We start from the raw sequence: 26,342 nt of genomic DNA on the forward strand, positions 1-26,342 counted from the left end.
GTATAATATATTTTGACAGGAGCGTAAAATGAAGTTATTTAATTTTTTTGTTTGTAACCGGAGGTTTCAGCTTTTGTGTCATAATGAAGACATTTTGTAATTACATAGTATCGCTACGGTGTTACAAAATGACAAATTAAAGGCGCAAAATGTGAAATCTAATAGGTAAAAAAAGTAATGAACTTAAATACAAAGGACGAGAATATATTCTCGTCCTTACAAACATTTTATACTATAACTTATAGTTTTTTAGCATTCTTTACTTTTTGCTTTGTAAGTGCTAATTCTAGAACCTCGCTCATATCTTTTACATAATGAAAGGTAAGCCCTTTGAGATACTCTTCTTTAATCTCTTCAATGTCTCTTCGGTTTTGCTCGCACAATAAGATTTCTTTAATTTTTGCACGTTTTGCAGCTAGAATTTTCTCTTTAATTCCTCCTACAGGTAATACTTTTCCTCGTAACGTAATCTCTCCTGTCATCGCAATACTCTTTTTTACTTTACGTTGCGTATATAAAGACACTAATGACGTTAACATGGTAATACCAGCACTAGGACCATCTTTAGGTGTCGCTCCTTCTGGAACGTGAATATGCACATTATAGGCATCTAATATTTCAGGTTTTAATCCTAACATTTCTGCATTCGCTTTGATATACTCCATCGCAATGGTAGCACTCTCTTTCATTACCTTTCCAAGATTACCTGTAATAGATAATAGCCCCTTCCCTTTAGATAAAGCCGATTCTATAAATAAGATATCACCACCTACACGTGTCCAAGCAAGACCTGTCACAACACCAGCTACATCATTATTTTCATACTTACCACGTTCTAAACGAGGTGCTCCCAACACTTCTATAATATCATCGTTTGCTACTTTGACATTATATGCTTCTTCCATGGCAATATTTTTAGCGCCATAACGTACCATTTTTGCAATTTGCTTTTCAAGACCACGTACACCTGACTCACGTGTATAGCCCTCTACGATTTTCTCAAGTTGTGGTTTTGCTATTTTAAGTTGGGTATCATTCATCCCATGCTCTTCTAATTGCTTTGGTAATAAATGACGTTTTCCTATTTCTACTTTTTCTTCTATCGTATATCCAGTTACATTAATGATCTCCATACGATCACGTAATGCAGGTTGAATGGTATTCAGACTATTAGATGTTGCAATAAACATCACCTTAGAAAGGTCAAATCCCATTTCTAAGAAGTTATCATAAAACTCACTATTCTGCTCTGGATCTAATACTTCTAATAACGCCGAAGAAGGATCTCCTTGATTTCCTGCACTCAACTTATCTATTTCATCAAGTACAAAAACAGGATTACTTGTACCTGCTTTTTTTAGGCTTTGAATGATACGACCTGGCATTGCACCAATATACGTTTTACGATGACCGCGTATTTCTGCTTCATCACGTAAACCACCTAAACTCATACGTACATATTCTCTTCCTAATGCCTCTGCAATAGATTTTCCTAATGAAGTTTTACCAACACCTGGAGGACCATACAAACATAAAATAGGTGATTTCATATCATTACGAAGCTTTAAAACAGCTAAGTATTCTATGATACGACGCTTTACATCGTCAAGCCCATAGTGATCACGATCTAATATTTTCTTTGCGCGTTTTAAATCAAACTTATCAGTACTAAACTCATTCCAAGGTAAGTCTAGAAATAAGTCTAAGTAATTACGTTGTATACTATACTCAGCAACTTGCGGATTCATACGCTGCATCTTCGCAAGTTCTTTCTTAAAATGCTTTGCTACTTTTTCATCCCACTTTTTGTCTTTAGAACGTAGACGCATTTCTTCAATCTCATCCTCAGAAGAAACGCCTCCAAGCTCTTCTTGAATGGTTTTCATTTGTTGATGTAAGAAATACTCACGCTGTTGCTGACTCATATCACTTTGCACCTTACTTTGGATATCATTTTTAAGCTCCAATTTCTGGCGCTCTAAATCCATAAACGTAAGTGTTTCTAATGCACGTTTGTGTAGGTCATTTACTTCTAGAAGCTTTTGCTTTTCAGTCACCGTTAAGTTCATATTAGAACTCACAAAGTTGATCAAGAAAGAATTACTCTCAATATTCTTAATAGCAAAAGATGCTTCCGAAGGAATATTAGGAGAATCCTGAATAATCTGTAATGATAAATCACGTATCGAATCTATTGCTGCTTTAAACTCTTTATTATTCTTAGCAGGACGTTTTTCTGGATACTCAGCAATACGTGCCATCATGTATGGCTTTTCTGAAGTTACCTCTGTAATTTCAAAACGCTTTTTTCCTTGAATAATCACCGTCACATTTCCATCTGGCATTTTAAGTACACGTAAAATACGTGCTACCACCCCTACTTTATGAATATCATCTGCAGTTGGGTTTTCTACCTCTTCATCTTTTTGTGCAACGACACCTACAATCTTACTCCCTTTATTTGCTTCATCTATCAGCTTAATAGAAGTGTCTCTTCCAGCAGAAATAGGAATCACTACCCCTGGAAAAAGCACCATATTACGCAATGGTAAAATAGGAATACTTACAGGAAGTTCTTCCTTATTAATTGCTTCTTCATCTTCTGGAGTCATTAATGGAATTAACTCTGCATCTCCATCTATATCTTGCAGTGACAATCTGTCAAGTGTTGTAAATTTTGATTTTGCCATATTGTATATACGTCATAATGTCACATTTCTGAGACAGTAGACGTTTTGTTTTTTTAATTAATTAGCAACGTATGATAGTACTATCTATATATAACAACCTATTATACGCTGTTTCCATCTATACTTAGACAATTCTTATGCCAGTTTAACGATACACTAAAAGATGTTTTATTGTTTACAGTATTCTTTTTTACGCTTTCGCGAAAAGCAATTCAGCATCCATTTATAGTATATTATTAATAAAAACATTTTTATAATTTACAAAATATAAAAAGAAAAAAAAATGCGACAACCCCAATAAAACCTATAGCTTCACTATCTTTAAGAATAGACAGGTTTAATAAAATCGAAATATTTTTTCACGAAAGTGTAACAAACCAAAAAAGCGCGCATCTTTATAACAGAATTAATCAAAACCATAAAGTGACACTAACCAATCGCGATATTACTGATCTTCTTCCCATGTGTAAACGTGGAGAACAAAGTGCACAGCTAGAAGTGTACAACCGCTACTACAAAGCGATGTACAATACTGCCTTACACATTGTAAAAGATACCGCCGAAGCAGAAGATGTCATGCAAGAAGCTTTCCTCAACGCGTTTACAAAATTAGATAGCTTTAAAGGAGACGCTACTTTTGGAAGTTGGTTAAAACGTATTGTCGTAAATAAGAGCTTAAATAGTTACCAACGTTCAAAACGACTAGACGAGACACCATTAGAAGATCACTTATACCGTATTGAAGATGATGCAGACGGTATTGCCGAAGCTGACTTAAGTCAAGTGAAAGCACAACAAGTATTAAAAGCAATGGACAATCTTAAAGATAATTATAGACAAGCATTGTCCCTACACCTCATCGAAGGGTATGATTATGAAGAGATGAGTAGTATATTAAATGTAAGCTATGCCAATTGTAGAACGGTAGTTTCTAGAGCAAAAGATAGTTTACGAAAATTATTAAAAAATGATGAAGAAGGACGATATAGAACAACTATTTGATCGGTTAGAAGGTCAGCTTAGTACAAAAGAACCAAGCTCAGATCACCAAGCTCGGTTTTTAGAAAAATTAAAGAGCACACAGGCTATAGAAGAAAAACCTGTACGTAAACTCAACTGGTGGAAACCACTAGCAGTTGCGGCAAGTATCGCTCTGGTATTTATGATTACGCTTTCGCGAAATGTAGATACTGATGTAAGAGAACTTGCCGATGTATCTCCAGAAATGGAACAAACACAGCAATTTTTCACACAGACGATAGAAAAAGAGTTATTTGAAATTAATGAGCAAGCTACACCAGAAACACAAGCTGTTGTAGACGATGCCAAGAAAAGACTTGCTATACTTGAAGCTGATTATGACAACTTAAAAAGTGATCTTGCCGAAAGTGGACAAGATAAAAGAGTCATCTATGCAATGATCAATAATTTCCAAAATAGAATTGACCTCTTAGAACAAGTACTAGAACACATAGATGCTATTAAAAACCTAAATGAATTAAAAGCCTCAACAATTTAAGAAGCCTTGATGATATCCATATTATGAAAACAAAAATTTATACGCTATTATTTATCTTAATCTCTATACCAACGGTTGCCTTTGCCTACAATGGTTTTAAAGGACGCTATACCAAAGAGAAGAAAGTTAAAAAAGAATTTACTGTAAATCCTGACGCCAGACTTAAAATAGAGAACAGCTATGGAAATGTAAATATTGTCTCTTGGGATGAAAACAGAACTGTTATTGAGGTGTTTATTAAAACCAACGGTAATAACGAAGAAAGAGTTCAGGAAAAACTAGATGAAATCAACGTTGATTTTGATGGAAGTGCTGGTCTGGTAAGTGCTGTCACAAAGTTTAATGATGGCGGAGGACGCTCCTGGTGGAAAAGCTGGAAAAACAGTAATGTAAACATGGAAGTGCGCTATGAAGTAAAGGTTCCTGTAACCAATGATCTTGATATTAGTAATGATTATGGGGATATCTATATCAATGAGACCAAAGGAAATGTAAAAATAAGTTGTGATTATGGAAAACTCAACTTAGGTAAGTTATTAGGAGATACTAATCGTTTAAATTTTGATTATACCAATAATTCAACGATTGAGTATATGAAAAGTGGTCGCATTACTACCCACCACTCTAGTTTTACATTAGAAAAAGCAGGTACTATCGAATTAAATGCAGACCATACAAATAGTGAGTTTGGAGAAATAGAAAACTTGAATTATGTATGTGATTATGGAAAACTAAAAGCTGATACTGTTACATCACTTACAGGAAGAGGAGATCATTTAACGACCACACTTGAAACCGTACAAGGCGATGTAAATTTAAATACAAACTATGGTTCTGTACGTATTAATGAATTGGGAGCTTTAGCAGGAGATGTGAGTATCCAAAGTGATTATACAGGTATTAAATTAGGATATAATAGTCAGTATACATTTACTTTTAATATCTCCCTTGAATATGCGGGTCTTGGAGGTAAAGATGACTTAGAAATCACAAAACAACGTATTGAATCTTCAGATAAGTATTATGAAGGATATCATGGAGATGCAACTAGTAAAAATAATATAAATATCAACTCTGAATACGGAGGGGTAACATTCACTAAAATATAAATCAATCTAAAAATCAATAGTATGAAAAAAGTAATCACAATCTGTCTTATTCTAGTATCTGCTTTACAAGTACAAGCACAATGGTGGGGCAAAGGCGTTAAAGGAAATGGAAATGTAACCACGATCACACGTTCGGTAGGAACGTATGATGAAGTAAATGTAGGAGGGTCTTTTGATGTAGAACTTGTCGCAGGTACCGAAGGAACTATTACTATTGAAGGAGAAAGCAATCTATTAGAATACATTGTAACAGAAGTAAGAGGAAATGCATTAAAGATTAAAGTAGAAAATAACAAAAACATACGCTCTACAAAAAAGATTAAAATCACCGTTCCTTTTCAAGATTTAAATGAAGTAACACTAGCAGGTTCTGGAGAAGTATGGAATAAGGAAACTATTAAAGCAACAAATTTTAAAACATCTGTAGCTGGATCTGGAGATCTTACATTACAATTGGATGTAGATACCGTGGATGCAAGTGTCGCTGGATCTGGAGATCTTACATTAAAAGGAAATAGTAGAGATATAGAAGCAAGTGTAGCTGGATCTGGAGAAGTACACGCAAGAGACTTAAAAGCAGCTAATGCATATGTAAGTGTGGCAGGTTCAGGAGATGTAGCTGTATACTGTAGTAAAAGTATTAAAGCTCGTGTAAGTGGTTCTGGAGATATAGACTGTTATGGAAATCCAGATAAGCAGGATACGAAAGTTTCTGGTTCTGGAAACATTAAAATGCAGTAAGCAACTTCTTTCTCTAACATAAAAAAGCGCTCGTGATGAGCGCTTTTTTTATTGACTATAGTTCTATTACTTTTTCTAAGTTAAAACGACTATGCTCCATTTTACCAATATACCCTAATTGATTGGTGATCATTTGTGTATTTCCAATTTTAAAATCTTTTAGATTTCTATGACTGTGTCCATACACCCAATAATCAATTGTACTATTTAAAATGAAGTTTGTTTTATCTACACAAAATGCATCATTTAATACACTATCTTTAAATTCATTGACATTACATAAGTTACTAGGTAAATGATGTGTGACCACTATTTTCTTTCCTTCTTTTTTTACTTCCCGCTTTATAAATTCAAAACAGGCATCATGAATCTCATTAAAATGATTTATTGTAAATTTTTCTTTATTAAACTGTATTTTTCTAAAATCAGTCATACCTCTCATAATGGCTAGTATATTTTTTTGAATACGCGACCATAATGTTGAAAAGACAAAGTGAACTCCGTTTATTGTTTCAGAATAGTTATTTACGAGAAAGACATTCTTACTAATAGATTCATGTGTAGTTTGCAATGCTGTTGCAATATTATATCCTCCATAATACTCATGATTTCCAGGCACAATATACACTGCTTCAAAATCGTCAGATACTTTTTTTATAAAGTCTAACGCTCCAAGTTTTTCATCTATATAAAATGTATCTCCTGCAATAACGAGTATGTCTCCTTTAGGTACTAAGGGGTGATCTTTTATCCACGTTCGGTTTTGTATAAACTCTAAATGTAAATCGGAACAAATTTGTATAAACATCTGAATCTTGTATAAAAAAAGAGGCGGTAAAACCGCCTCTTTATCTTTTTAATATATAACGCAGTTTATATTTCTATATCTATAATTCCACCCGTAATAGTAATTACATCACCATCAGCATTCATCATAGGACCACTAAATGTTCCTATAATTACTGTTCCATCATTTTGAGTAATTTCATTTACAAACTGAGGGGCTCCACTCAATACAGGCTCAAAAACAACTCCATCTATTGTTAATACAATATTTTGAAGTACATTTTCTCCTGTTTGTTGTAATACAAGTGTAAACTCAAATGTATCATTCACATCAATATCAGTGGCTGTTACTTCAAAAGTAGATCCATCTATAGGTGCATCTGCTATATTAAAGTTTTTAAACACCTCATCTACATTCATACGTACAGGCCCATCGTCTTCAGGAATAGAACAATCTCCTAAATTATCTAATGTTACTTCTAAACTTCCATCTGGATCGCCACATGCTACGATTTGTGCTTGTAATGCTAATGCATAATCTTGACATGCTGCTACATATGCATCTTCATCTGTTACATCTGCCATATCAAATATTTCAAACGCAGCATTGGTAGCTGCAATAGCGTCTGCACATACTTGATCTATACAATCTAATCCATCAATAATGGCTTGCAAACTTCCATCGGCATCACCGCAAGCAGCTATTTGAGCTTCTAACGCTAAAGTATACGCATTACATAATGCTTCTTGGTTTGATGGATCTGCATTTTCAAATGCGGTTTGCGCTGCAGCTGCATTTGTCGTTGCTGTTGTACAATTATTAGTCATATCGGCACATCCATTAAGAAGTGCTAGTGCTGCCACTACAGAAGCATCTGTAGTATCAACTCCGCAAGTAAACACAAAATTATCTAAAGCGGTAGATAATGCTGCACAAGCAGCTGCTGAGTTAGCTGGATCTGCATTTTGTAGTTCTAAAGCAGCTTGCTGAAAAGCAGTTAAAGCTGTTTGACACTCTGGTGAGTCGTCTATAGTAATTTCTTGTCCGTCAGGTGTAGTAAAGAATTCTCCTTCTAATTGTTCATCATCACATGAAGTAAATGTAATAGCAAAACATAATAAAAGAAAGGGTAGATAGTAGGATATTTTTTTCATTCTAATATAGATTTGTAAACTTCAAACGCAAACATAAGTAAAATATTCTACTCTCTTTTATTAAAATGTCTCAATCGTAGAATGTAAAGCTTCTTATATACGCTTTCGCGAAAGCGTACCAAGCATTAAAACACTACATTTTCTAATCATTTTTAGGTACTTTTCTTAATAAGAATACCCCAACGCCAAAAAACACAATTAAAAAGATAATCGAATAGCGCATACTTCCTGTAAGCTCTTGCATAGCTAAAAACATAAGCATTCCAAAGACAATCCCTATTTTTTCTGATACGTCATAAAAACTAAAATAAGATGTCGTATCGTCTGTTTCTGGAAGAAACTTTGCATACGTAGATCGAGAAAGGGATTGTACGCCTCCCATCACTAATCCAACAACACCAGCGGTTATATAAAACTGTACAGGGGTATAGACAAAAAATGCCCATGCACAAATAGCAATCCAAATCACATTAATCACAATTAATGCTTTGACATTTCCAATACGTGCCGATAATTTTGAAGTTAAAAATGCGCCTAATACAGCCACCAATTGTATCAATAAAATACTTATAATGAGTCCAAATGTTTTATCGGTTGTTCCCCAATCTAATTCTTCTGCTCCAAAATAGGAAGCTGCAAGCATAACCGTCTGAACACCCATACTATATACAAAAAAGGCAATGAGATATGATTTTAAACGAGGTTTGTGTTGCATTTCTGCCCATATGGCTTTGAGTTCTCTAAATCCCTGATAGAAGACATCTTTAGATAGTTTACCATCACTTTTATTTCCTTTAGGCAAATAGAGATAGGTATACTGACTAAAGGCGATCCACCAAACACCCGTAAGTCCAAATGAAACACGCATCATATGGATTTGATCTTTAGTTTCTGATTGACTCATTACCATAAACAAACAAATTCCTAGAAGTATCACGCTACCGATATATCCCATAGAAAAGCCTTTTGCACTGATACTATCGTGCTGATCTACATGGGCGATATCTGGCAAGTATGAATTATAGAACACCAAACTTCCCCAGAAACCTATAAGAGCCAATAGGTACAACGTAAGACCTAGAAAAATATGATCTACGTAAAAGAAGCTTAACCCTATTGTACTTATCGCTCCTAAATAACAGAAAAACTTTAAGAAGAATTTCTTATTTCCTAAAAAATCGGCTACTCCTGAGAGTAATGGAGATATAATTGCTACGATAGAGAATGCAACTGCAGTGGTCCCAAAAATAAGAGAGCTACTTTTCCACTCTTTCCCTAAAACTTCTACAGTTTCCTGTCCTCTTACTGAAAATATAGCATCATAAAAAATAGGAAAAATCGCAGATGCAATAACCAAACTATATACTGAGTTTGCCCAATCATAAAATGCCCAGGCATTTAAAAGTTTTTTATCTCCTTTTTGTAGCTGTGTCTTCATACCACTAAAATAAGAAAGCTACGCGATTGCGTAGCTTTCTTAGGAAGATATTATTGAAATTTTTTGTTTACTTGAATGAAGTCACTCCAAACTTTGCAGCTTCTTTTTTTGCAAAAGGTGCTTTTGCAGTAAGATTTGCAATTCTAGAATCATTAGAGGGATGTGTACTTAGTATTTGTGGTGGTGCTTGTCCTCCGCTAGCAGCTTTCATACGTTGCCATAATTTTGCTGCTTCATCCGGATTGTATCCTGCAATAGCTGCGATAACAATTCCAATCTCGTCTGCTTGTGTTTCGTGCGAACGACTAAAAGGTAACATCCCTCCTACTTGTGATACTAAGCCATACGCTTGCATCCAAGCAGCTTGTTGCTGTTGATCTTGCCCTGCTACTCCAGTACCGACAGCAACTCCTAAAGCTCCTATCTGTTGTACTTGTGCAGCACTCATACGTTGTGCTCCGTGATCTGCTAGTGCATGCGCTAACTCATGTCCCATCACCATCGCAAGTCCAGTTTCTGTCTGTGTAATAGGCAAAATACCTGTATATACAACAATCTTTCCTCCAGGCATTGCCCAAGCGTTTACAGCATCGTCCTGTACTAAGTTATATTCCCATCGGTAATCTTTAAGATATCCTGGTTCTCCTAATGAAGTAAGATATCGTTCTGCAGCAACAGCTATTTTCTCTCCTACATTCTTTACCATATTAGCATCGGCAGTTCCAGTCAGCACATTATTTTCAGATAGGAATTGATCGTACTGTTGAAAAGCTAATGGAAATAACTGATCGTTACTTACAAAATTTAATGTTTTCTTTCCTGTAAAAGGACTTGTTTTACAGGCACATACTAATACTACCGTAAGTATAAGTGTGCATAATTGCTTTGTCTTCATGGTCATTGATTTTAAGTACCATAAAGTTACAAATTATCTGCAATCCCAGAGATATGAAGCTCTGTAAAATTCTTAGGTACGATCAAAGAACATGTTTTATCGTCGTACTTTACACTTTCAAGGGATACTTGCGTATTATCTAACTCGATGTCTTTTATTTTAAATGGCAAGCCAATTAAGTGAATTCTATACGTATCATATGGAGTAACATAAGTTCCTCTTTTATGTTGTTGTATAATCCAGTCACTTTCTCTTCCTGACATTTTAAACGTTCTAAAACTATAACGCTCTTTGGTATAATCATATCCATCTTGCGCATCTTCATATACATTAGACTGATGTTTCCCTAAGGCATAATACACCTCCAATTCTATCTGTTCTAGCTTCTTCTCTCCTACATATTGTTGTATAGGATATTTTGGAATAATAGCGCCTGCTTTTACAAATAAAGGCATACTATCCACATCGGCATCTACCCACTGTTCTTTTCCTCCTTCTACGGGAAGTTTATCCCAGTAATTATACCAAGTTCCTCTTGGAATATACATACGTCTTCCTTTAGCATTCGGCTCAAGTACTGGACATACTAAAATTTGATGTCCAAACACAAACTCATCAGTTCTATAATGCGTTTGCGGGTCGTCCTGATCAAAATACACTAGTGGTTTTAATAAAGGCGTTCCATTTTGAGTATACTCATAAAACATAGTATACAAGTATGGTAATAATCGATATCTTAAGTTGATAAACTTACGTGCAATATCAGTCACTCCTGGATCAAATGCCCAAGGTTCTTGATCTCCATGATGTCCAGAAGAATGTGTTCTACAAAATGGGTGAAAAACTCCTAATTGAATCCATCGTGCATATAACTCTCCTGTAGGTTGCTCTGCAAATCCACCGATATCAGTTCCAGTAAAAGACATTCCTGAAATACACATACGTTGTACTTGGATATTGGCAACCCATAAATGTTCCCAACTTGCAATATTATCGCCTGTCCAAGAGGAAGTATAACGTTGTGCACCACTATAGGCAGAACGTGTAATCACAAAAGGGCGTTTAGGATAAGCAAACTTCTTTACGCCTTCATAGGTTGCACGCGCCATTTGAGTTCCATATATGTTATGCGCTTTCCTGTGACTACAAGGATTACCATCATAATCATGTCGTACATCAGGCGGAAATGTCTTACCCGGCACTTCCATAACTGCAGGTTCATTCATATCATTCCACACGCCTTTTACACCAATATCTCCTATCAATTCTTTAAAAAGACCTGCCCACCATGTACGTACTTTAGGGTTTGTATAATCAGGAAAATTACATTCTCCTGGCCATACTTTTCCTTTCATATATGGACCATCAGCACGTTTACAGAAATAATCATTATCTACTCCTTCATTATAAACACTGTAATCCTTATCTATTTTTATACCTGGGTCGATAATCACAATGGTTTTAAACCCATCATCCGCCAGTTCTTTTACCATGCGTTTTGGATCTGGAAAATACTCCTTATTCCAAGTAAAACATCGGAAGCCATCCATATAATCAATGTCTAAATAAATCCCATCACAAGGAATTTGAAGCTCTCTAAACTTGGCAGCTATTTCTTTGACATTACTTTCTGGATAATAACTCCATTTACATTGTTGATATCCTAATGCCCATAGTGGTGGCAATTCAGGTACACCTGTAAGATTGGTATAGCTCTTTACTACATCAGACATGCTAGGACCATAGATAAAATAATAATTCATCTCTCCTCCTTGTGCCCAAAAGCTTGTCACATCCATACGCTCATGACAAAAATCGAAAAAGGTTCTAAAGGTATTATCAAAAAACACCCCGTAGGCTTTCTTCTTATTTAAACCAATATAAAAAGGAACACTTTTATAAATAGGATCTTGATCTTTCCCAAAGGCATATTGATCAGTAGCCCAATTTTGCACACGTTTTCCTCTAAGATTCATATGCATCGGTTTATCACCTAACCCATAATAACTCTCTGCATGCTGTGCTTTCTTACTCATCTTGACGATGTTTCCACCATACTCAAAACTTTCTTCATAATGAAAACCAAGTTCGTCTTCATTTATAATATTCCCTTCTAAGTCATAGATTTTCGTCTGAAGACTAATTCTCTCTATATGAATTACAAGTTTAGCGGTAGTAACTATATAATGCTTTTCATCATTTGTAACTTCTAAATGATTATACCCTCTATTAGCCCCTTCATCGATGGCATATGAGAAATCATTTTCAAAAGCACCTTCTGTCGCATATCGAAATCTGATAACACTATCTCTTAATACCGTAAGTTGTAAAATAACGAGGTTTTCTGTTTTAAAATACAGCGTATCTACCTCTTTGTTAAAATCTATAATTTGATTAGGAAATTGATTTCCTTTTTGTTGTAATTCTGTATTAATGATCATAGGATCTTTATTTTATAATTCAAATAAACACTATCTATTTAAAAGAAGAAAATTAATCGCAATAAGTTATTAACGCTAACGTTTTCGTAGTGTTATTATAAGGTCGTTGTCATGTTTTTGAAGGCGTTTTATACGCTTTCGCGAAATCGAGCTTACGAGATTCACGACCAAAAAGGGAGAGCGTAGCTTTAAAACGCACCTAACAATATTTATTTTATTTATGCCTTTAATTCCAATACAATTCCTCCTAAAGGAGGCACTACAATTTCTGCTGAATGTGTCTTACCATTCCAAGAAGTTTTAGAGACCTTAAGATTTTTATTATGATAGTCTCCTGTTCCTCCGTAGTTGGATGCATCACTATTGAATACCTCATGTAGTTTTCCTTTTTTCGGAATTCCTATACGATAAGCTTCTCGTGGTACTGGTGTCATATTAAATACAGCTATCACTAGTGTATCTGGATCATTTCCTTTTCGGATATAGCTTAAGACTGCATTTTCACTATCATCATGTGCAACCCATTCAAAACCATCACCCTCAAACTGTTTTTCATATAATGACGGCACTGTTCTATATAAGTGATTAAGGTCTGCAACTGTTTTCTGTACGCCTTTATGAATATCATATTGTAACACATACCAATCCAATTGCTCTTGAAAATTCCATTCAGATCCTTGTCCAAATTCACTTCCCATAAAGAGCAGTTTTCCTCCTGGGTGAGTATACATATAGGTATATAAAAGTCTTAGATTAGCAAATCGCTGCCAATCATCGCCTGGCATACGCCCCAAAATAGATTGTTTTCCATATACCACCTCATCATGCGATAAAGGAAGCATAAAATTTTCTGTAAACCCATAGGTCATACTAAAACTAATCTCGTTGTGATGATGGTTTCTATAAAGCGTATCTCTTTTAAAATACGAGAGTGTATCATGCATCCACCCCATCATCCATTTCATTCCAAAACCTAACCCGCCTGCAAATACAGGTTTACTTACCATAGGAAAGCTCGTAGATTCTTCGGCAATGGTTTGTACATCTGGAAAGCTAGCGTATACCTCTTTATTAAGTTCTTTTAGAAAACTGATGACCGCTAGATTTTCTCTTCCTCCATGTTCATTGGGTTCCCATTCCCCTTCTTCCCTACTGTAATCCAGATACAGCATAGATGCCACAGCATCTACACGTAACCCATCTACATGGTATTGATCTAACCAAAATAAAGCATTACTTATTAAAAAGGAACGTACTTCATTACGCTCGTAATTAAAGATTAATGATTTCCAATCAGGATGGTAGCCTTTACGACGATCGGGATGCTCATAACAAGCAGTACCATCAAAGTTTCCTAATCCATGAGCATCTTCAGGAAAATGTGAAGGCACCCAATCTAGAATAACACCAATATCATTTTGGTGAAATGCATCGATAAGTGTCATGAGTTCTTCTGGATATCCAAATCGAGATGTCGGTGCAAAATACCCTGTAAGTTGGTATCCCCAACTAGGGTCATATGGATATTCCATAATAGGCATAAACTCTACGTGTGTAAAGTTCATTTCTTTTACATAAGCAACTAATTCTGTAGCAAGTTCTGAATAACTTAAACTTCTGTTATTCTCTTCTGCTTTTCGTTTCCATGAACCTATATGGATTTCGTACACAGAAAAAGGGGCGTTTAAACTATTATGTTTATGACGCTTCTGCATCCAGTCTGCATCTTTCCATACATGATCTGTACGATAGACAATAGAAGCTGTTTTAGGCGGATGTTCAGCACGTCTTGCAAATGGGTCTGCTTTTTCAGTAACAATCCCATGATGATTCGAGTGAATTTTATATTTATAGGTATCGCTATGCCCTACAGTGGGAATAAATCCTTCCCAGATACCACTTGAGTCCCATCGTACTTGTAGTGGATGTTCGCCATCTTGCCAGTGATTAAAGTCTCCGATTACGGATACTTGGTTGGCACTAGGTGCCCAAACGGCAAAATAAGTACCTTCTACACCATTTACCGTGCAGATATGCGAGCCCATTTTTTCGTGTAAACGAAAATGTTTCCCAGCTTTAAAGAGTGAAATATCAAAGTCTGTAAATAGACTGTAGGCTAGTACATTACTCATACTTAAATAATCGTTCCTGAAGGAATCAAGGCACCATTTTTTACAACTACAATCCCATCTCTTACGACATAGGTATCTGTCTCTTGATCTTCTAAATGTTTTCCTCCTGTAATACGAACATCATCTCCAATCTGTACATTTTTATCTATAATACAATTAGTAATAAAACAACGATCTCCTATTCCTTCATGAGGAGTCCCTTTTGCACGGGCAGCATCGATCTCTTCTAAATCTAAAAAACGATTACTTCCCATGACATAGGAGTTTTCAATTACGGTACCCTTTCCTACCCTTGAACGAATTCCTATGACAGAATTTGCAATACGACTTCCGTGTATGATACTTCCTTCTGCAATAATTGATTTTTCAAGTGTTGTTCCAGATATTTTTGTGGGAGGTAATACACGAGGACGTGTTAAAATACTTTGATCTCTATTAAATAGATTGAACTTAGGAATATCTGCTGTAAGATCGATATTAGCCTCAAAGAACGAATCTATATTTCCTATATCGGTCCAATACCCTTCATAAGCATAACTTAATACTTTATGATCATTGATAGATTGTGGGATAATTTCTTTCCCAAAATCCATGGTATCTGTGCCTTCTAATAAATCGATTAATAGATCTTTATTAAAGATATAAATCCCCATAGAAGCCAGGTAATGCTTTCCTTGTTTCTTCATGGCTGAAGATACTGGCGATTTCCATTCTGGCAATAGTGTTGTATCTGGTTTTTCTATAAAAGAACCTATAGTTTGATCTTCATTTGTTTTTAAAATCCCAAAGGATGTTGCATCTTTTGCATTTACAGGAAGTGATGCGATGCTGATCTTAGCGTCTGCTTCTATGTGTGCTTCTAGCATTTTATTAAAGTCCATCTGATACAACTGATCTCCAGAAAGAATAAGGATATAATCAGACTCATAGCCTTTAAAGTGATGCATACTTTGGCGAACTGCATCTGCTGTACCTTGAAACCAACCTTTATTTTCTGGCGTTTGCTCTGCTGCCAAAATATCTACAAAAGCATCTGAAAAATAGCTAAATTGATACGTATGCTTAATATGTTTGTTTAATGAAGCAGAATTAAATTGCGTTAAAACAAACATGCGTTTGATATTAGAATTGATACAATTAGATATAGGAATATCTACCAAACGATATTTTCCAGCAATAGGCACTGCTGGTTTTGATCGCATTTTTGTAAGTGGATATAATCTTGATCCTTGTCCTCCCCCTAAAATAATTGCTAATACCTTTTTGTTCATATTGATTCTATTTTAACTGATTATATAAAGATACATACATCTGAGCTGAATTTTCCCAACTGTGTTCTAAATGCATCATTGTCTTTTGTATTTCTTTAAACTTTTTCTGATCCTTAAAATGTGTTACTGCTCTACCTATACTATATACGACATCTTCTACAGATGTGTTATTATGGCAGATACCAAAACCTCCTTCTTCACCCAAATCAATAACGGTATCTTTTAAACCGCCTGTACTTCTTACAATAGGCATACATCCGTAACGTAAGGAGTACATTTGATTGAGTCCGCAAGGCTCTACTCGGCTTGGCATTAATAAGAAATCTGCTCCTGCATATACTTGATGCGACATACGCTCTTGATATCCTATATATGCATTATAACGTCCTTTATACGTTACAGCCAGATCAGCCAGTTGTGTTTCTACTTCCTGAGAGCCTGATCCTAACACAATAATATTTACATCATATTCTTGTAGTGCTTTGTCTATAATTGCTGGTAAAATATCTGCCCCTTTCTCCCACACCAAACGTCCTATAAAACCAAATAATGGTTTACTCGCATCGAGTCCAAATTCTTCACACAATGTTTCTTTATTAACTTTACGCCCTGACTGTCTCGTTCTAATCGTATAGTTTTTATGCAAATAGGCATCTGTAGCAGGATTCCAAGTTTCGGCATCTATCCCATTGAGAATACCAACACATTTTTCACGTTCGTGATTTAATAACCATTCTAATCCATTCGCTTTCTGTTTTAATTCTTCCATATATGATGGAGAAACAGTATTTACACGCCAAGCACATTTAATAGCTGCGGCTAGCGGATTTATCATTCCATCCCAGTCTAGTAATCCTAGATCGCTTTCGCGAAAGCGTGGCAAGACACCACCCATTTCATGAGAAAATTGTCCTTGATATTGTGCATTGTGTATGGAGAGTACCGTAGGAATATTTTTAAGTGTCGAAAAATCTTCACAACGACTCATCATAAACGGAACAAGACCCGTATGATGATCATGACAATGAACGATATCTGGAAGGTCATCTTTACTTAATATCCATTGTAATGCTACACGTTGAAAAGCAACAAAACGCAACGCATCATCATCATATCCATATACTTCTTTTCTATCTGTTAAATCTGTTACACGTACTAGAAATAATGGAAATCCTAAAGAAGAATCCTCTACCGAGAGTACCTCAGCAAAATAGGTTGTTTGTTCAATAACGAGATTATAACAAAAGTCAACTACCGTAGTTGCCTTTTTGACATAAGCAGTCTCATAATACGGCATTATAACTGTAGTATCATGACCTATTCTATTTTGATATTTCGGTAATGCGCCTACTACATCTGCTAGTCCTCCAACTTTAGCTATAGGATAGCACTCAGCACTAATATGTGTAATCTTCATGAATGGCGGTTAATATGTATACAAAAGTGTATTAATTTAAAACAAATGTCTTGTTTTACAATCATTTATATGTAAAAATTACATTAAAATTTCAACAAAATCATTACCCACAAAAAACACAAGTCATTAATTAACAAATACTTAAACCCATTTACAACGTTATAGTTTTGTGTTATAAAAGTTTACGTTATCATGTCATTTTAGAATAGTTTTAACGACAAAAAAATTGATAAATCGTATTTTTACATAAAAAAAGAAAAGTCATGATAAGACACGCTGTAATAGCTTTATTTACATTATTACTGGTAAGTTGTAATGGAAAAGCACAAGAAAAAAAGCCTGAAGTATTTGCTGTACAAAAAACGGATGCTGAATGGAAGGCTGAATTAACACCAGATCAATATTATATATTACGTCAGGAAGGTACTGAACGACCATTTTCAAGTAAATTGAATAAAAATTATTCTAACGGAACGTATAAATGTGCTGGATGCGGTATTGCACTCTTTGAAGGAAAGCATAAATTTGATAGTGGTACTGGTTGGCCAAGTTTTGATCGTCCTATAGGAGACAATGTTGCCTTCTCTACAGATCGTAAGTTAGGATATACAAGAGTAGAAGAACACTGTGCTAATTGTGGTGGACATTTAGGACACGTTTTTGGTGATGGTCCTAGAAATACAACCGGGAAGCGCCATTGTATTAATGGGGATGCCTTGGTATTTGTTCCTAAAGGAAAAGAATAAAGAACTACATATACAATGTGGTTTAAAACTAATTAAAAAAGGTTTCCGTCCTCTCGGAAATGATACTATTATGAAAAAATATCCCGTTGAAAAATCAGAAGCGGAGTGGCTTGAGTTATTAGGCCCAGAGCGTTATGCGATATTGCGAAAAAAGGGAACAGAACGTCCATTTACGGGTACCTATAATTTGCATACAGAAAATGGAGCTTATAATTGTGGTGCTTGTAATGCGCAACTATTTCAAAGTACTAACAAATTTGATAGTGGATGTGGATGGCCAAGTTTTGATGCTTCTATAGAAGGCACTGTAGAGTATGTAAGAGATACTACACACGGAATGATACGCACTGAAATATTATGTGCAAATTGTGGCTCTCACTTGGGGCATGTCTTTAATGATGGACCTACAGAAACAGGGCAACGATACTGTGTTAATTCTGCAAGTATTGACTTTAAAGGATGATTTACTTTTTTAAATATAACAATCAATAAGAATCCTGAGGAAACACTTCGGGATTTTAGTTTTAAGATATGGTGTTTAATATGTATTTTCGCACTATAAAATAGACCATAAAAAATCTGAATATGAGCAAATATGATGTTATCGTTTTAGGGACTGGCCCTGGCGGATATGTAACAGCTATTAGAGCTTCTCAACTGGGGTTAAAAACAGCAGTTGTAGAAAAAGAAAGCCTTGGAGGTGTATGTTTAAATTGGGGGTGTATCCCAACAAAAGCATTACTTAAAAGCGCGCAAGTATTTGAATACCTTAAACATGCAGAAGATTACGGTCTTAAAGTGGAAAACGCCGATAAAGACTTTACAGCTGTTGTAAAACGTAGTCGTAACGTTGCAGAAGGAATGAGTAAAGGTGTTCAATTTCTAATGAAAAAGAATAAGATTGATGTTATTGAAGGATACGGAAAAATAAAGCCTGGAAAGAAAGTAGACGTTGACGGTAAAGAATATAGCGCCGATCATATTATTATTGCGACTGGAGCTCGCTCTAGAGAACTTCCTAGTTTACCACAAGATGGAAAAACAGTAATAGGCTATCGTGAAGCAATGACATTACCTGAACAACCTAAGAAAATGATTGTTGTAGGTTCTGGTGCTATTGGAGTAGAATTTGCTAGCTTTTATAACTCAATGGGTACAGAAGTGACTATCGTAGAGTATATGCCTACCGTTGTTCCTGTAGAAGATATAGACGTTTCTAAACAATTTGAGCGTTCTATGAAAAAAGCAGGAATTAAAGTGATGACTAATAGCTCTGTTGAGAAAGTTGAAAAAACAGCAAATGGCGTAAAAGCTACGGTTAAAACTAAAAAAGGAGAAGAAACGCTAGAAGCTGATATTGTTCTTTCTGCTGTAGGAATTAAAACAAATATTGAAAATATAGGTCTGGAAGATGTAGGTATTGTTGTAGATCGTGATAAAATCATTGTAAATGATTGGTATCAAACAAATATGCCTGGTTATTATGCTATTGGTGATGTTACTAAAGGTCCTGCATTAGCACACGTTGCTTCTGCCGAAGGTATCACTTGTGTAGAAAAAATAGCAGGGATGCATGTAGAAGCTATTGATTATTCTAATATTCCAGGATGTACTTATGCAACTCCAGAAATTGCTAGTGTAGGAATGACAGAGAAGCAAGCAAAAGAAGCTGGTTATGAGCTTAAAGTTGGTAAATTTCCATTTTCTGCCTCAGGTAAAGCAAGTGCTTCTGGAGCAAAAGATGGTTTTGTAAAAGTAATCTTTGATGCAAAATATGGAGAATGGTTAGGATGCCATATGATAGGAGCTGGTGTTACAGATATGATTGCTGAAGCTGTTTTAGGCCGTAAATTAGAAACTACTGGACACGAAGTATTAAAAGCTATTCACCCACACCCTACGATGAGTGAAGCTGTGATGGAAGCTGTAGCTGATGCTTACGATGAAGTAATTCACTTATAGTAGTTATCATAAACTATTGAATCATAAAAAAGCACCTTATTCTGCAGAATAAGGTGCTTTTTTATGAGTATTTCTTTTTTTAATTAGAAGCTGAAGGAATAGATCCTATATTAAATGATGGTATAGGCAATCGTAATCCAAAATACCAATAAGGATCACCTGTAAATACATTAATAGCAATTCCTGATTGCACATAGTCATGTAATACGGAAACCACAATACCCGTACCTAATTCAGGCACATCATCTCCATCAAAATCTGGTGCTGAAATATGAAGTCCAATACCCCAATCAAAGATTCTATTATAGGTTACACTTTCTCTTCGTAATTTCTGATCCCATAATCCTTTCAGAATTAAATTATAATAAGGAGCCATTTGAAATTGCGTATTCACATTGGTTCTAGCCAAAGGGTCTGCAAAAACAACACCTACCGTACTTTCTATATGTGGCAAGACTCTAAACATATACAATTCCCTATTTTCTGAGTATACTGTTTTCTCTTTAGTTGCTAACTCAAATTTAAATGCTATCCTGTCTCCATCTTTTCTAACACCAGTAGTATACAAATCTAAATCTGTTTGTTTAGGTAAATCTCTTAATGATAATTTAAACACTTTATCGCTAAATTTCAATAACCCAAAATCTACTGGAGTTCCTTGTAAGAGTGATTTTATTTTTGCGATGTTTGTCTTTTCTAAAGTCGTATCTAGCCACGTTTTTAAAAGCGTTTTGATATTTCCTATGGCTTGTTCTAATGTTTCTCCATTAGTGATCGTATTATCAACTAATGCTTTGACATCATCATATAGTTTAGTCGCTTCTGTCAATAATGCTTCGCCATCACTCTTAATAAAATCTACATCATTCTCTATTTGTAGCAATACTTCTGTTATTGAAGTCTGAGAATTAATCGTCAGATTTTCATAATATGAAATACGTTGTTTTACTTCTGTCTTAAAACTTTCTATCGTTGCTTTAAAAGAATCGATATCAGTGATAATAGGTTTGATACTATCATCTGTTATTTGTTGTGCTTCTTGTTCTAAAGAATCTACAAGTGTGTTAAATTGTCCTGTTAGTACTTCTTCTAATTGTTTTACTTGTATGTCTATAGTTTCTTTAAGAACTGATAAGCCTTTATCCTTATTCTCTTTTGCTAAATCACTTGCTTCTTGTAATTGTTCCAATTGATCTTTTGTAGGAATGATCATCCATCGCTCTACTTCAAAGGGTGTCTGCGGTTTAATAGAATCAAAACCTGGCAAATGTAAAGGTATATTTTGATTGTTTTTTTGATACAACCAAGCGCCAAATTGAACATAAAACCCTTGTGTATCAGCAAAATCTTCTACCTCTTTTGTCATACGATCTAATTCTATCTGAGCTCTCTGATAGGTAGGGCCTGGTCTTGCACTTACATTTCTATCATTAGGATCTCCTGATTCTATAAAACTACTTACATCCCAAAGATCTACTACAGAAATAGCAGATTGTTGCATTGCTGCAGCCCAATTTCTATTAAGAGAGGGATTGGCTTTAAACGCATCATAATCATACGTACCCAATAAACTGTCAAACTTTTTTAAAACTTCTTTCCGTTCTTTTAAAGCAATGGTGAGTTTACTTATTTTCTCCCCAATTCCTTCTGGCAAACCTTCTGTATTTGCCTCCATTTTAGAAGTAATAATTCCAAGGTCTAAATCTATTTGTAAAATACTATTTATGTCTACAATCTTATTATTAAGATACTCGGAAGGCTTGTCTTGATAATCACCATCTCTATCTTTTTCTAAAACAGAAAATACAGAAGTATTAGGGTCTTCATTATTTTGAGCATAAGAAGTAACCATAGTAATACAACAACAGTATATAAAAATAAGTGTTCTGAGATTTATTTTTATGCCCATAGAATTACTGATTTAAATTTTGATCATATGCCATTGCTAGCATAATTGATTTTTCAATATAATAGGTTGATCTATTATCATATTTAGATGCCAATACGGTATTTCCTATATTATTAAAAACATTTGTAATAGAGAACATCACATATGAATTAATAGCGTTCCATTCTATAGGATCTAATCTAGGACTCACCTTTAGTCCTTTTAGGGTATCCAATATAAAATCAATAGTAGGAGCTTGTACAACTCTTACGCTATTATAAAAATGATCGTCAGAATTAATAAACGAAGTCAGTTTTTGTACTGCGTCGTTTGATTGGCTACCGTCTCCTATCACTAGGATTAATGTTGCTGGCTCATTTGCTAATGTCGTATTAAATACACTATTAGCTAAAGCAGTATCTGTTTTAGATAACGTTATGGGTTCTATCATAAATATAGTATTAAGGTGAGAGTAAAGCTCTAATAGATAAAAGTATGCAAAAATACTTCTACAAAAAAGGGGGAAAACACCTGATTCTATTTTTATAATTATTTAGGTAATAAGTCACAATACCAAAAAGCCGTATCCCAAGACCGCTGATCTTCTTCATCAGTAAAACAATTATCAGCATCATTATCTGATCTATTATACCCACGTAACACCTTCTCACCTATTGTAAAAGGAATCGGATTCTTAAAAAGAGGTCCATCATATACAAACGTATGAAACTCTCCATTTTCTCCACACACATCAACCGTTTCTGGTAAATCTTCTATAAAAGATTCATCTATAACTCTACCACAAAAATGCTCGTCTAAATATGTTGCATTTACACAAACCGTAATGGCTTTAAAGCCTGCCGCTATAAATTCTTTAAGCAAGGTTTTTGTGTCTTTTTTCCACAAAGGGTATACACCTTTTATCCCAACCCCAGCTAATTGCTTATCTCTATAAGCTCTTAAATCTTCCAAGAAAATATCTCCAAAAACACCATGGGTATAGCCATCTTCTTTAAGCCTTGTAACTTCTGATCGCATTTTATCACTATATGCTTCCATGGTTACTTGTGCTGGAAATTCTATTTGATGTAACGAAAATCCTAAACTCTGGACTTGTTGTTCTAAGAGAGCTATACGCAAGCCGTGCATAGACACTCTGTTATAGTCTGAGTTTACTGTAGTAATAAATGTAGAAATCTCATAAGTTGGATCTTGTAATATTTTATACAGTGCAAGACTAGAATCCTTTCCACTACTCCAATTAAAATAGGTTTTATACATCTATAAAAAGCTTTGAATTGCAAGATCATAGCTTTGCAAGCCAAATCCTAAAATAACCCCTTTTGCGTATTTTGAAATATAGGATTGATGTCTAAACTCTTCTCTTGAAAATGTATTTGAAATATGTACTTCGATAACTGGAGTCACTATCGCAGCTACGGCATCCCCTATTCCTACAGAAGTATGTGTATACGCTGCTGCATTTAAAATGATTCCATCATATACAGCATCAGATTCTTGAATATGAGTAATCAATTCTCCTTCTATATTAGACTGGACATAAGAAAGTTCAACATTGGCATACCTAAGCTGTAAATCCTTATAATAATCTTCAAAAGATTTCCCTCCATATATCTCAGGTTCTCTCTTTCCTAAGAGATTTAAATTAGGGCCATTAATAATGCGTAGCTTCATTTGTTTTATATTATTATTTCAAAAGTCAAATGCAATGTATATAGTAATCAATTCTATTACCTCTAAACTTTTTAAATTCACTTATTTCATAAAGGTTTACGCTTTCGCGAAAGCATAAAAATACTACATTACAAGGCATAAAAAAAGTATTTCCTAATACGGAAGCACTTTCTATATGATACTAATTTCTTTTATTAATTAGTTGAAGAAATACCCAATAGATAAAGAAAAAACATTATTTTTTCTAGATAAAAAATCACTAGTATCTGTAATTCCCAAGCCATAGCGCGCTTGAAAAAAAAGCCCCTGATCTAATTTATATTGTGCACCTGCTGCTAATGAAAATTCAATATTTTCACTTTCAATTTCTGAAGATTCTCCACCATCAGCGTCAACTTCTGAAGTAATATTAAAACCTATTTGTGGACCTGCTTGAATGCTTAACCCTTTAACAATATTGAAATCTGCTAAAACGGGAACATTGATATAATCAAGCTTAATTGTAAAATCCTCTCCTTCAATATTTGCTGTTCCTCCTTGAGCTGAGTAAACTAATTCTGGTTGAATAGAAAATTTTTCTGAAATACCAATATTGGCGACAACTCCTGCATTAAAAGATGTTCTTCCGTCAATATCCTCTGTTAAATCTCCACTTATAGATGCAAAATTAGCTCCTGCTTTTGCTCCAAAAGAGATATCTTGCGCTTTAATGTTATACGTAATCATAAATGCCAAAAAAGCTAAAAAAGTAGTTTTCATAAATTTGTTTTAATAGTTAGTAAAACATAACTGAATATTAAACCAAATCGTATAATTATAGAAAAAAAATCTCAACTTGGGATGAATCTTTATTAGAATAAAAGAAACATGAATTACATATTTTAAAACATTGCAAGAAATAAATGAAGGAGTAAGTCCATAAGGCATTCAACAGAGTTTTTATTTTTAAACTGTTTACATTATGCTGGGGCGAGGCAAGCTTCGGAGAGTTGCCTCTCTTAAAATATAACACAACATTACAAGGCATAAAAAAAGTGCTTCCTTGATTAGGTAGCACTTTCTATTGTTATTTAAATGATTAATATTAGAAAATTACCATAAGTCTTAACTTATTTTGAAAAAGACAGCGCAAAAATCTATATATAAATACTTTTAAAATTTAAAAACTCCACCTACACTTAATGTAGATCCAGCATTAAGCCTTGTAAAATCTTCTGCTTCCGCTAATATATTAGTGACTCCAAAAAATCCTTGACCATCTATTAAAACACTAAAGTTATCTGAAACTTCTATTCTATAACCTATACCATAAGAGACTCCTAATTGAAAAGATTCTACACCATCTTTTACATCTACACCATCTGCATCTGCACTTAGTAAAAACCCTGGTGTAAGTCCAAAATTTAAATGCCATTTTCTTGTACTTCCAAAATGCCAATTTGCATTAATAGGAATATTTAAATAATCTAATTTTAATTCTGAGTTTCCAAAGGCTGATCCTAATGGTGCGTACTCCAACCCAGAACGCAAACTCCATCTATCATTAAAAAAGTAATTACCAATAACACCAAAAGCTACAGTATTACGGCTATCTAATCCTTCTACTTCGTCTCCATTAAAAAAAGCGCTGGAATATCCAATGTAAGGTGTGAGTTCAATATCTCCAGCATCTCTTTCTTGAGCTTTTAATCCTGAAATTGTAAAAATTGCTACGGCAGCTACTAAAATAATTTTTTTCATAATTTGTAATTAATTGTTTGTTAAGTATTAGTCTCATATAATTATAAATTGTTACCTAATAAACATTTAATTTTAATTATTAATTTTCCTTTTTTTAAGAAAATTTGCAATTTAAGCAGACTTATTTTTAGGTTATTATCTTCAAATATTAATTATTTTTCTCTTGATCCTATAGCTAATTTATAAGCAACTCCAATATTAAGGTAGTTGATTTTAGTACTCACTATATTATTGACTTCTTCTTCTTGAAAATCATTAAGTTGTGGTGCAAAACGCACATTTAGATTAACGCGTTTATTAATATCAAAACCAGCACCAAATGCAAATGCAATATTTGACCTGCTAATTTCTTCTGATGTTTCATCGAGTGTATAGGTATATTGTCCGCCAACTTGAAAATAAAAATCGGTATTTCCCATATAGAACTTTACCAAAAGTGGTACTTGGAAAAAATCAGTATTTCCCGCAGACACATAATCTAATTCTGTCTCTATATGAATTCTACTAGTAATACCATAATCAAAAACTAACCCTGCATAAAAACCTTGTCTATTATTATTAACCGTTTGTCCATTATCAAATTCTACACGTCCTCCCGCATTTACGACTCCCCCTGTAGCACCTATTCGCGTTGTCTGAGCATTTAGGGTAAGACATCCAACTAAAGTAATCAATAATAATAGCGTAATTTTTTTCATAGTAAATTGTTTTTTTTTG

At 34.5% G+C, this 26,342-nt stretch carries 23 protein-coding genes; 7 read left to right on the forward strand and 16 right to left on the reverse strand.

Features of this window, described 5'->3' with window-relative positions; all coding sequences use genetic code 11:
- Nucleotides 1-239: 239 nt before the first annotated feature.
- On the reverse strand, nucleotides 240-2,690 hold the full coding sequence (gene lon / locus Q1A01_RS17945; protein WP_299683675.1) for an endopeptidase La: 2,451 nt from the start codon (nucleotides 2,688-2,690) through the stop codon (nucleotides 240-242).
- Nucleotides 2,691-3,113: 423 nt separating this feature from the next.
- Between lon and Q1A01_RS17950 the strand changes: the two genes are divergently transcribed.
- From Q1A01_RS17950 to Q1A01_RS17965, 4 genes are read left to right on the forward strand one after another with little or no spacing between them, the layout of a single operon-like run.
- Nucleotides 3,114-3,692, forward strand: a complete 579-nt coding sequence (locus tag Q1A01_RS17950; RefSeq protein ID WP_299683676.1) for an RNA polymerase sigma factor — start codon at nucleotides 3,114-3,116, stop codon at nucleotides 3,690-3,692.
- Nucleotides 3,658-4,209 carry a hypothetical protein gene (locus tag Q1A01_RS17955; RefSeq protein ID WP_299683677.1) on the forward strand — a complete coding sequence of 184 codons (552 nt, stop codon included), beginning with the start codon at nucleotides 3,658-3,660 and terminating at the stop codon, nucleotides 4,207-4,209. Before Q1A01_RS17950 ends, Q1A01_RS17955 begins: the two co-directional genes overlap by 35 nt.
- A 23-nt stretch (nucleotides 4,210-4,232) precedes the next feature.
- On the forward strand, nucleotides 4,233-5,318 hold the full coding sequence (locus tag Q1A01_RS17960) for a hypothetical protein (RefSeq protein WP_299683678.1): 1,086 nt from the start codon (nucleotides 4,233-4,235) through the stop codon (nucleotides 5,316-5,318).
- 21 nt (nucleotides 5,319-5,339) lie between these two features.
- Nucleotides 5,340-6,059 (forward strand): head GIN domain-containing protein, encoded by a 720-nt coding sequence (locus Q1A01_RS17965; RefSeq protein WP_299683679.1) that lies wholly within the window; start codon nucleotides 5,340-5,342, stop codon nucleotides 6,057-6,059.
- Nucleotides 6,060-6,114: 55 nt separating this feature from the next.
- On the opposite strand, the gene Q1A01_RS17970 is transcribed toward Q1A01_RS17965, so the two are convergent.
- From Q1A01_RS17970 to Q1A01_RS18005, 8 genes are all read right to left on the reverse strand, one after another.
- Nucleotides 6,115-6,867 (reverse strand): metallophosphoesterase, encoded by a 753-nt coding sequence (locus tag Q1A01_RS17970; RefSeq protein WP_299683680.1) that lies wholly within the window; start codon nucleotides 6,865-6,867, stop codon nucleotides 6,115-6,117.
- Between the two features lie 65 nt (nucleotides 6,868-6,932).
- Nucleotides 6,933-8,000: a hypothetical protein gene (locus tag Q1A01_RS17975; RefSeq protein ID WP_299683681.1), complete on the reverse strand. Its 1,068-nt coding sequence runs from the start codon at nucleotides 7,998-8,000 to the stop codon at nucleotides 6,933-6,935.
- 142 nt (nucleotides 8,001-8,142) lie between these two features.
- Nucleotides 8,143-9,438 carry an MFS transporter gene (locus Q1A01_RS17980; protein WP_299683682.1) on the reverse strand — a complete coding sequence of 432 codons (1,296 nt, stop codon included), beginning with the start codon at nucleotides 9,436-9,438 and terminating at the stop codon, nucleotides 8,143-8,145.
- A 67-nt stretch (nucleotides 9,439-9,505) separates the two neighbouring features.
- Entirely contained in the window at nucleotides 9,506-10,333 is an 828-nt protein-coding gene (locus tag Q1A01_RS17985) for a M48 family metallopeptidase (protein ID WP_299683683.1), read from the reverse strand.
- Between the two features lie 26 nt (nucleotides 10,334-10,359).
- A complete protein-coding gene (locus Q1A01_RS17990; protein WP_299683684.1) occupies nucleotides 10,360-12,774 on the reverse strand; it encodes a glycoside hydrolase family 31 protein in 2,415 nt (804 codons plus the stop codon).
- A 218-nt stretch (nucleotides 12,775-12,992) separates the two neighbouring features.
- Entirely contained in the window at nucleotides 12,993-14,906 is a 1,914-nt protein-coding gene (glgB, locus tag Q1A01_RS17995) for a 1,4-alpha-glucan branching protein GlgB (protein WP_299683685.1), read from the reverse strand.
- Between the two features lie 2 nt (nucleotides 14,907-14,908).
- Nucleotides 14,909-16,177 (reverse strand): glucose-1-phosphate adenylyltransferase, encoded by a 1,269-nt coding sequence (locus Q1A01_RS18000; protein WP_299683686.1) that lies wholly within the window; start codon nucleotides 16,175-16,177, stop codon nucleotides 14,909-14,911.
- Nucleotides 16,178-16,184: 7 nt separating this feature from the next.
- Nucleotides 16,185-17,594: a glycogen synthase gene (locus tag Q1A01_RS18005; protein ID WP_299683687.1), complete on the reverse strand. Its 1,410-nt coding sequence runs from the start codon at nucleotides 17,592-17,594 to the stop codon at nucleotides 16,185-16,187.
- 263 nt (nucleotides 17,595-17,857) lie between these two features.
- On the opposite strand from Q1A01_RS18005, the gene msrB (Q1A01_RS18010) reads away from it, so the two are divergent.
- The 3 genes from msrB (Q1A01_RS18010) to lpdA all read left to right on the forward strand — a co-directional run bounded on the left by msrB (Q1A01_RS18010) (nucleotide 17,858) and on the right by lpdA (nucleotide 20,302).
- Nucleotides 17,858-18,340 (forward strand): peptide-methionine (R)-S-oxide reductase MsrB, encoded by a 483-nt coding sequence (gene msrB, locus Q1A01_RS18010; RefSeq protein WP_299683688.1) that lies wholly within the window; start codon nucleotides 17,858-17,860, stop codon nucleotides 18,338-18,340.
- 70 nt (nucleotides 18,341-18,410) lie between these two features.
- Nucleotides 18,411-18,803: a peptide-methionine (R)-S-oxide reductase MsrB gene (gene msrB / locus Q1A01_RS18015; protein ID WP_299683689.1), complete on the forward strand. Its 393-nt coding sequence runs from the start codon at nucleotides 18,411-18,413 to the stop codon at nucleotides 18,801-18,803.
- Nucleotides 18,804-18,925: 122 nt separating this feature from the next.
- Complete coding sequence (lpdA, locus tag Q1A01_RS18020) at nucleotides 18,926-20,302, forward strand: dihydrolipoyl dehydrogenase (protein WP_299683690.1); 1,377 nt, start codon at nucleotides 18,926-18,928, stop codon at nucleotides 20,300-20,302.
- A 79-nt stretch (nucleotides 20,303-20,381) separates the two neighbouring features.
- Here lpdA and Q1A01_RS18025 read toward each other — a convergent pair whose 3' ends face one another.
- From Q1A01_RS18025 to Q1A01_RS18055, 7 genes are all read right to left on the reverse strand, one after another.
- Nucleotides 20,382-22,211, reverse strand: coding sequence for a hypothetical protein (locus tag Q1A01_RS18025; protein WP_299683691.1), 1,830 nt, complete (start codon nucleotides 22,209-22,211; stop codon nucleotides 20,382-20,384).
- A gap of 4 nt (nucleotides 22,212-22,215) precedes the next feature.
- A complete protein-coding gene (locus tag Q1A01_RS18030) occupies nucleotides 22,216-22,641 on the reverse strand; it encodes a hypothetical protein (RefSeq protein ID WP_299683692.1) in 426 nt (141 codons plus the stop codon).
- 98 nt (nucleotides 22,642-22,739) lie between these two features.
- Nucleotides 22,740-23,471, reverse strand: a complete 732-nt coding sequence (locus Q1A01_RS18035; protein ID WP_299683693.1) for a diphthine--ammonia ligase — start codon at nucleotides 23,469-23,471, stop codon at nucleotides 22,740-22,742.
- The gene (gene aroQ, locus Q1A01_RS18040) at nucleotides 23,472-23,885 is read right to left on the reverse strand and encodes a type II 3-dehydroquinate dehydratase (protein ID WP_299683694.1); all 414 of its coding nucleotides are present in this window, start codon (nucleotides 23,883-23,885) and stop codon (nucleotides 23,472-23,474) included.
- A gap of 198 nt (nucleotides 23,886-24,083) precedes the next feature.
- On the reverse strand, nucleotides 24,084-24,644 hold the full coding sequence (locus Q1A01_RS18045; RefSeq protein ID WP_299683695.1) for a porin family protein: 561 nt from the start codon (nucleotides 24,642-24,644) through the stop codon (nucleotides 24,084-24,086).
- 393 nt (nucleotides 24,645-25,037) lie between these two features.
- On the reverse strand, nucleotides 25,038-25,625 hold the full coding sequence (locus Q1A01_RS18050) for a porin family protein (protein WP_299683696.1): 588 nt from the start codon (nucleotides 25,623-25,625) through the stop codon (nucleotides 25,038-25,040).
- Between the two features lie 152 nt (nucleotides 25,626-25,777).
- Nucleotides 25,778-26,323 (reverse strand): outer membrane beta-barrel protein, encoded by a 546-nt coding sequence (locus Q1A01_RS18055; protein ID WP_299683697.1) that lies wholly within the window; start codon nucleotides 26,321-26,323, stop codon nucleotides 25,778-25,780.
- Between the last annotated feature and the right edge of the window lie 19 nt (nucleotides 26,324-26,342).

It is taken from the genome of uncultured Dokdonia sp. (genome assembly GCF_947492815.1).
Taxonomy (GTDB): Bacteria; Bacteroidota; Bacteroidia; order Flavobacteriales; family Flavobacteriaceae; genus Dokdonia.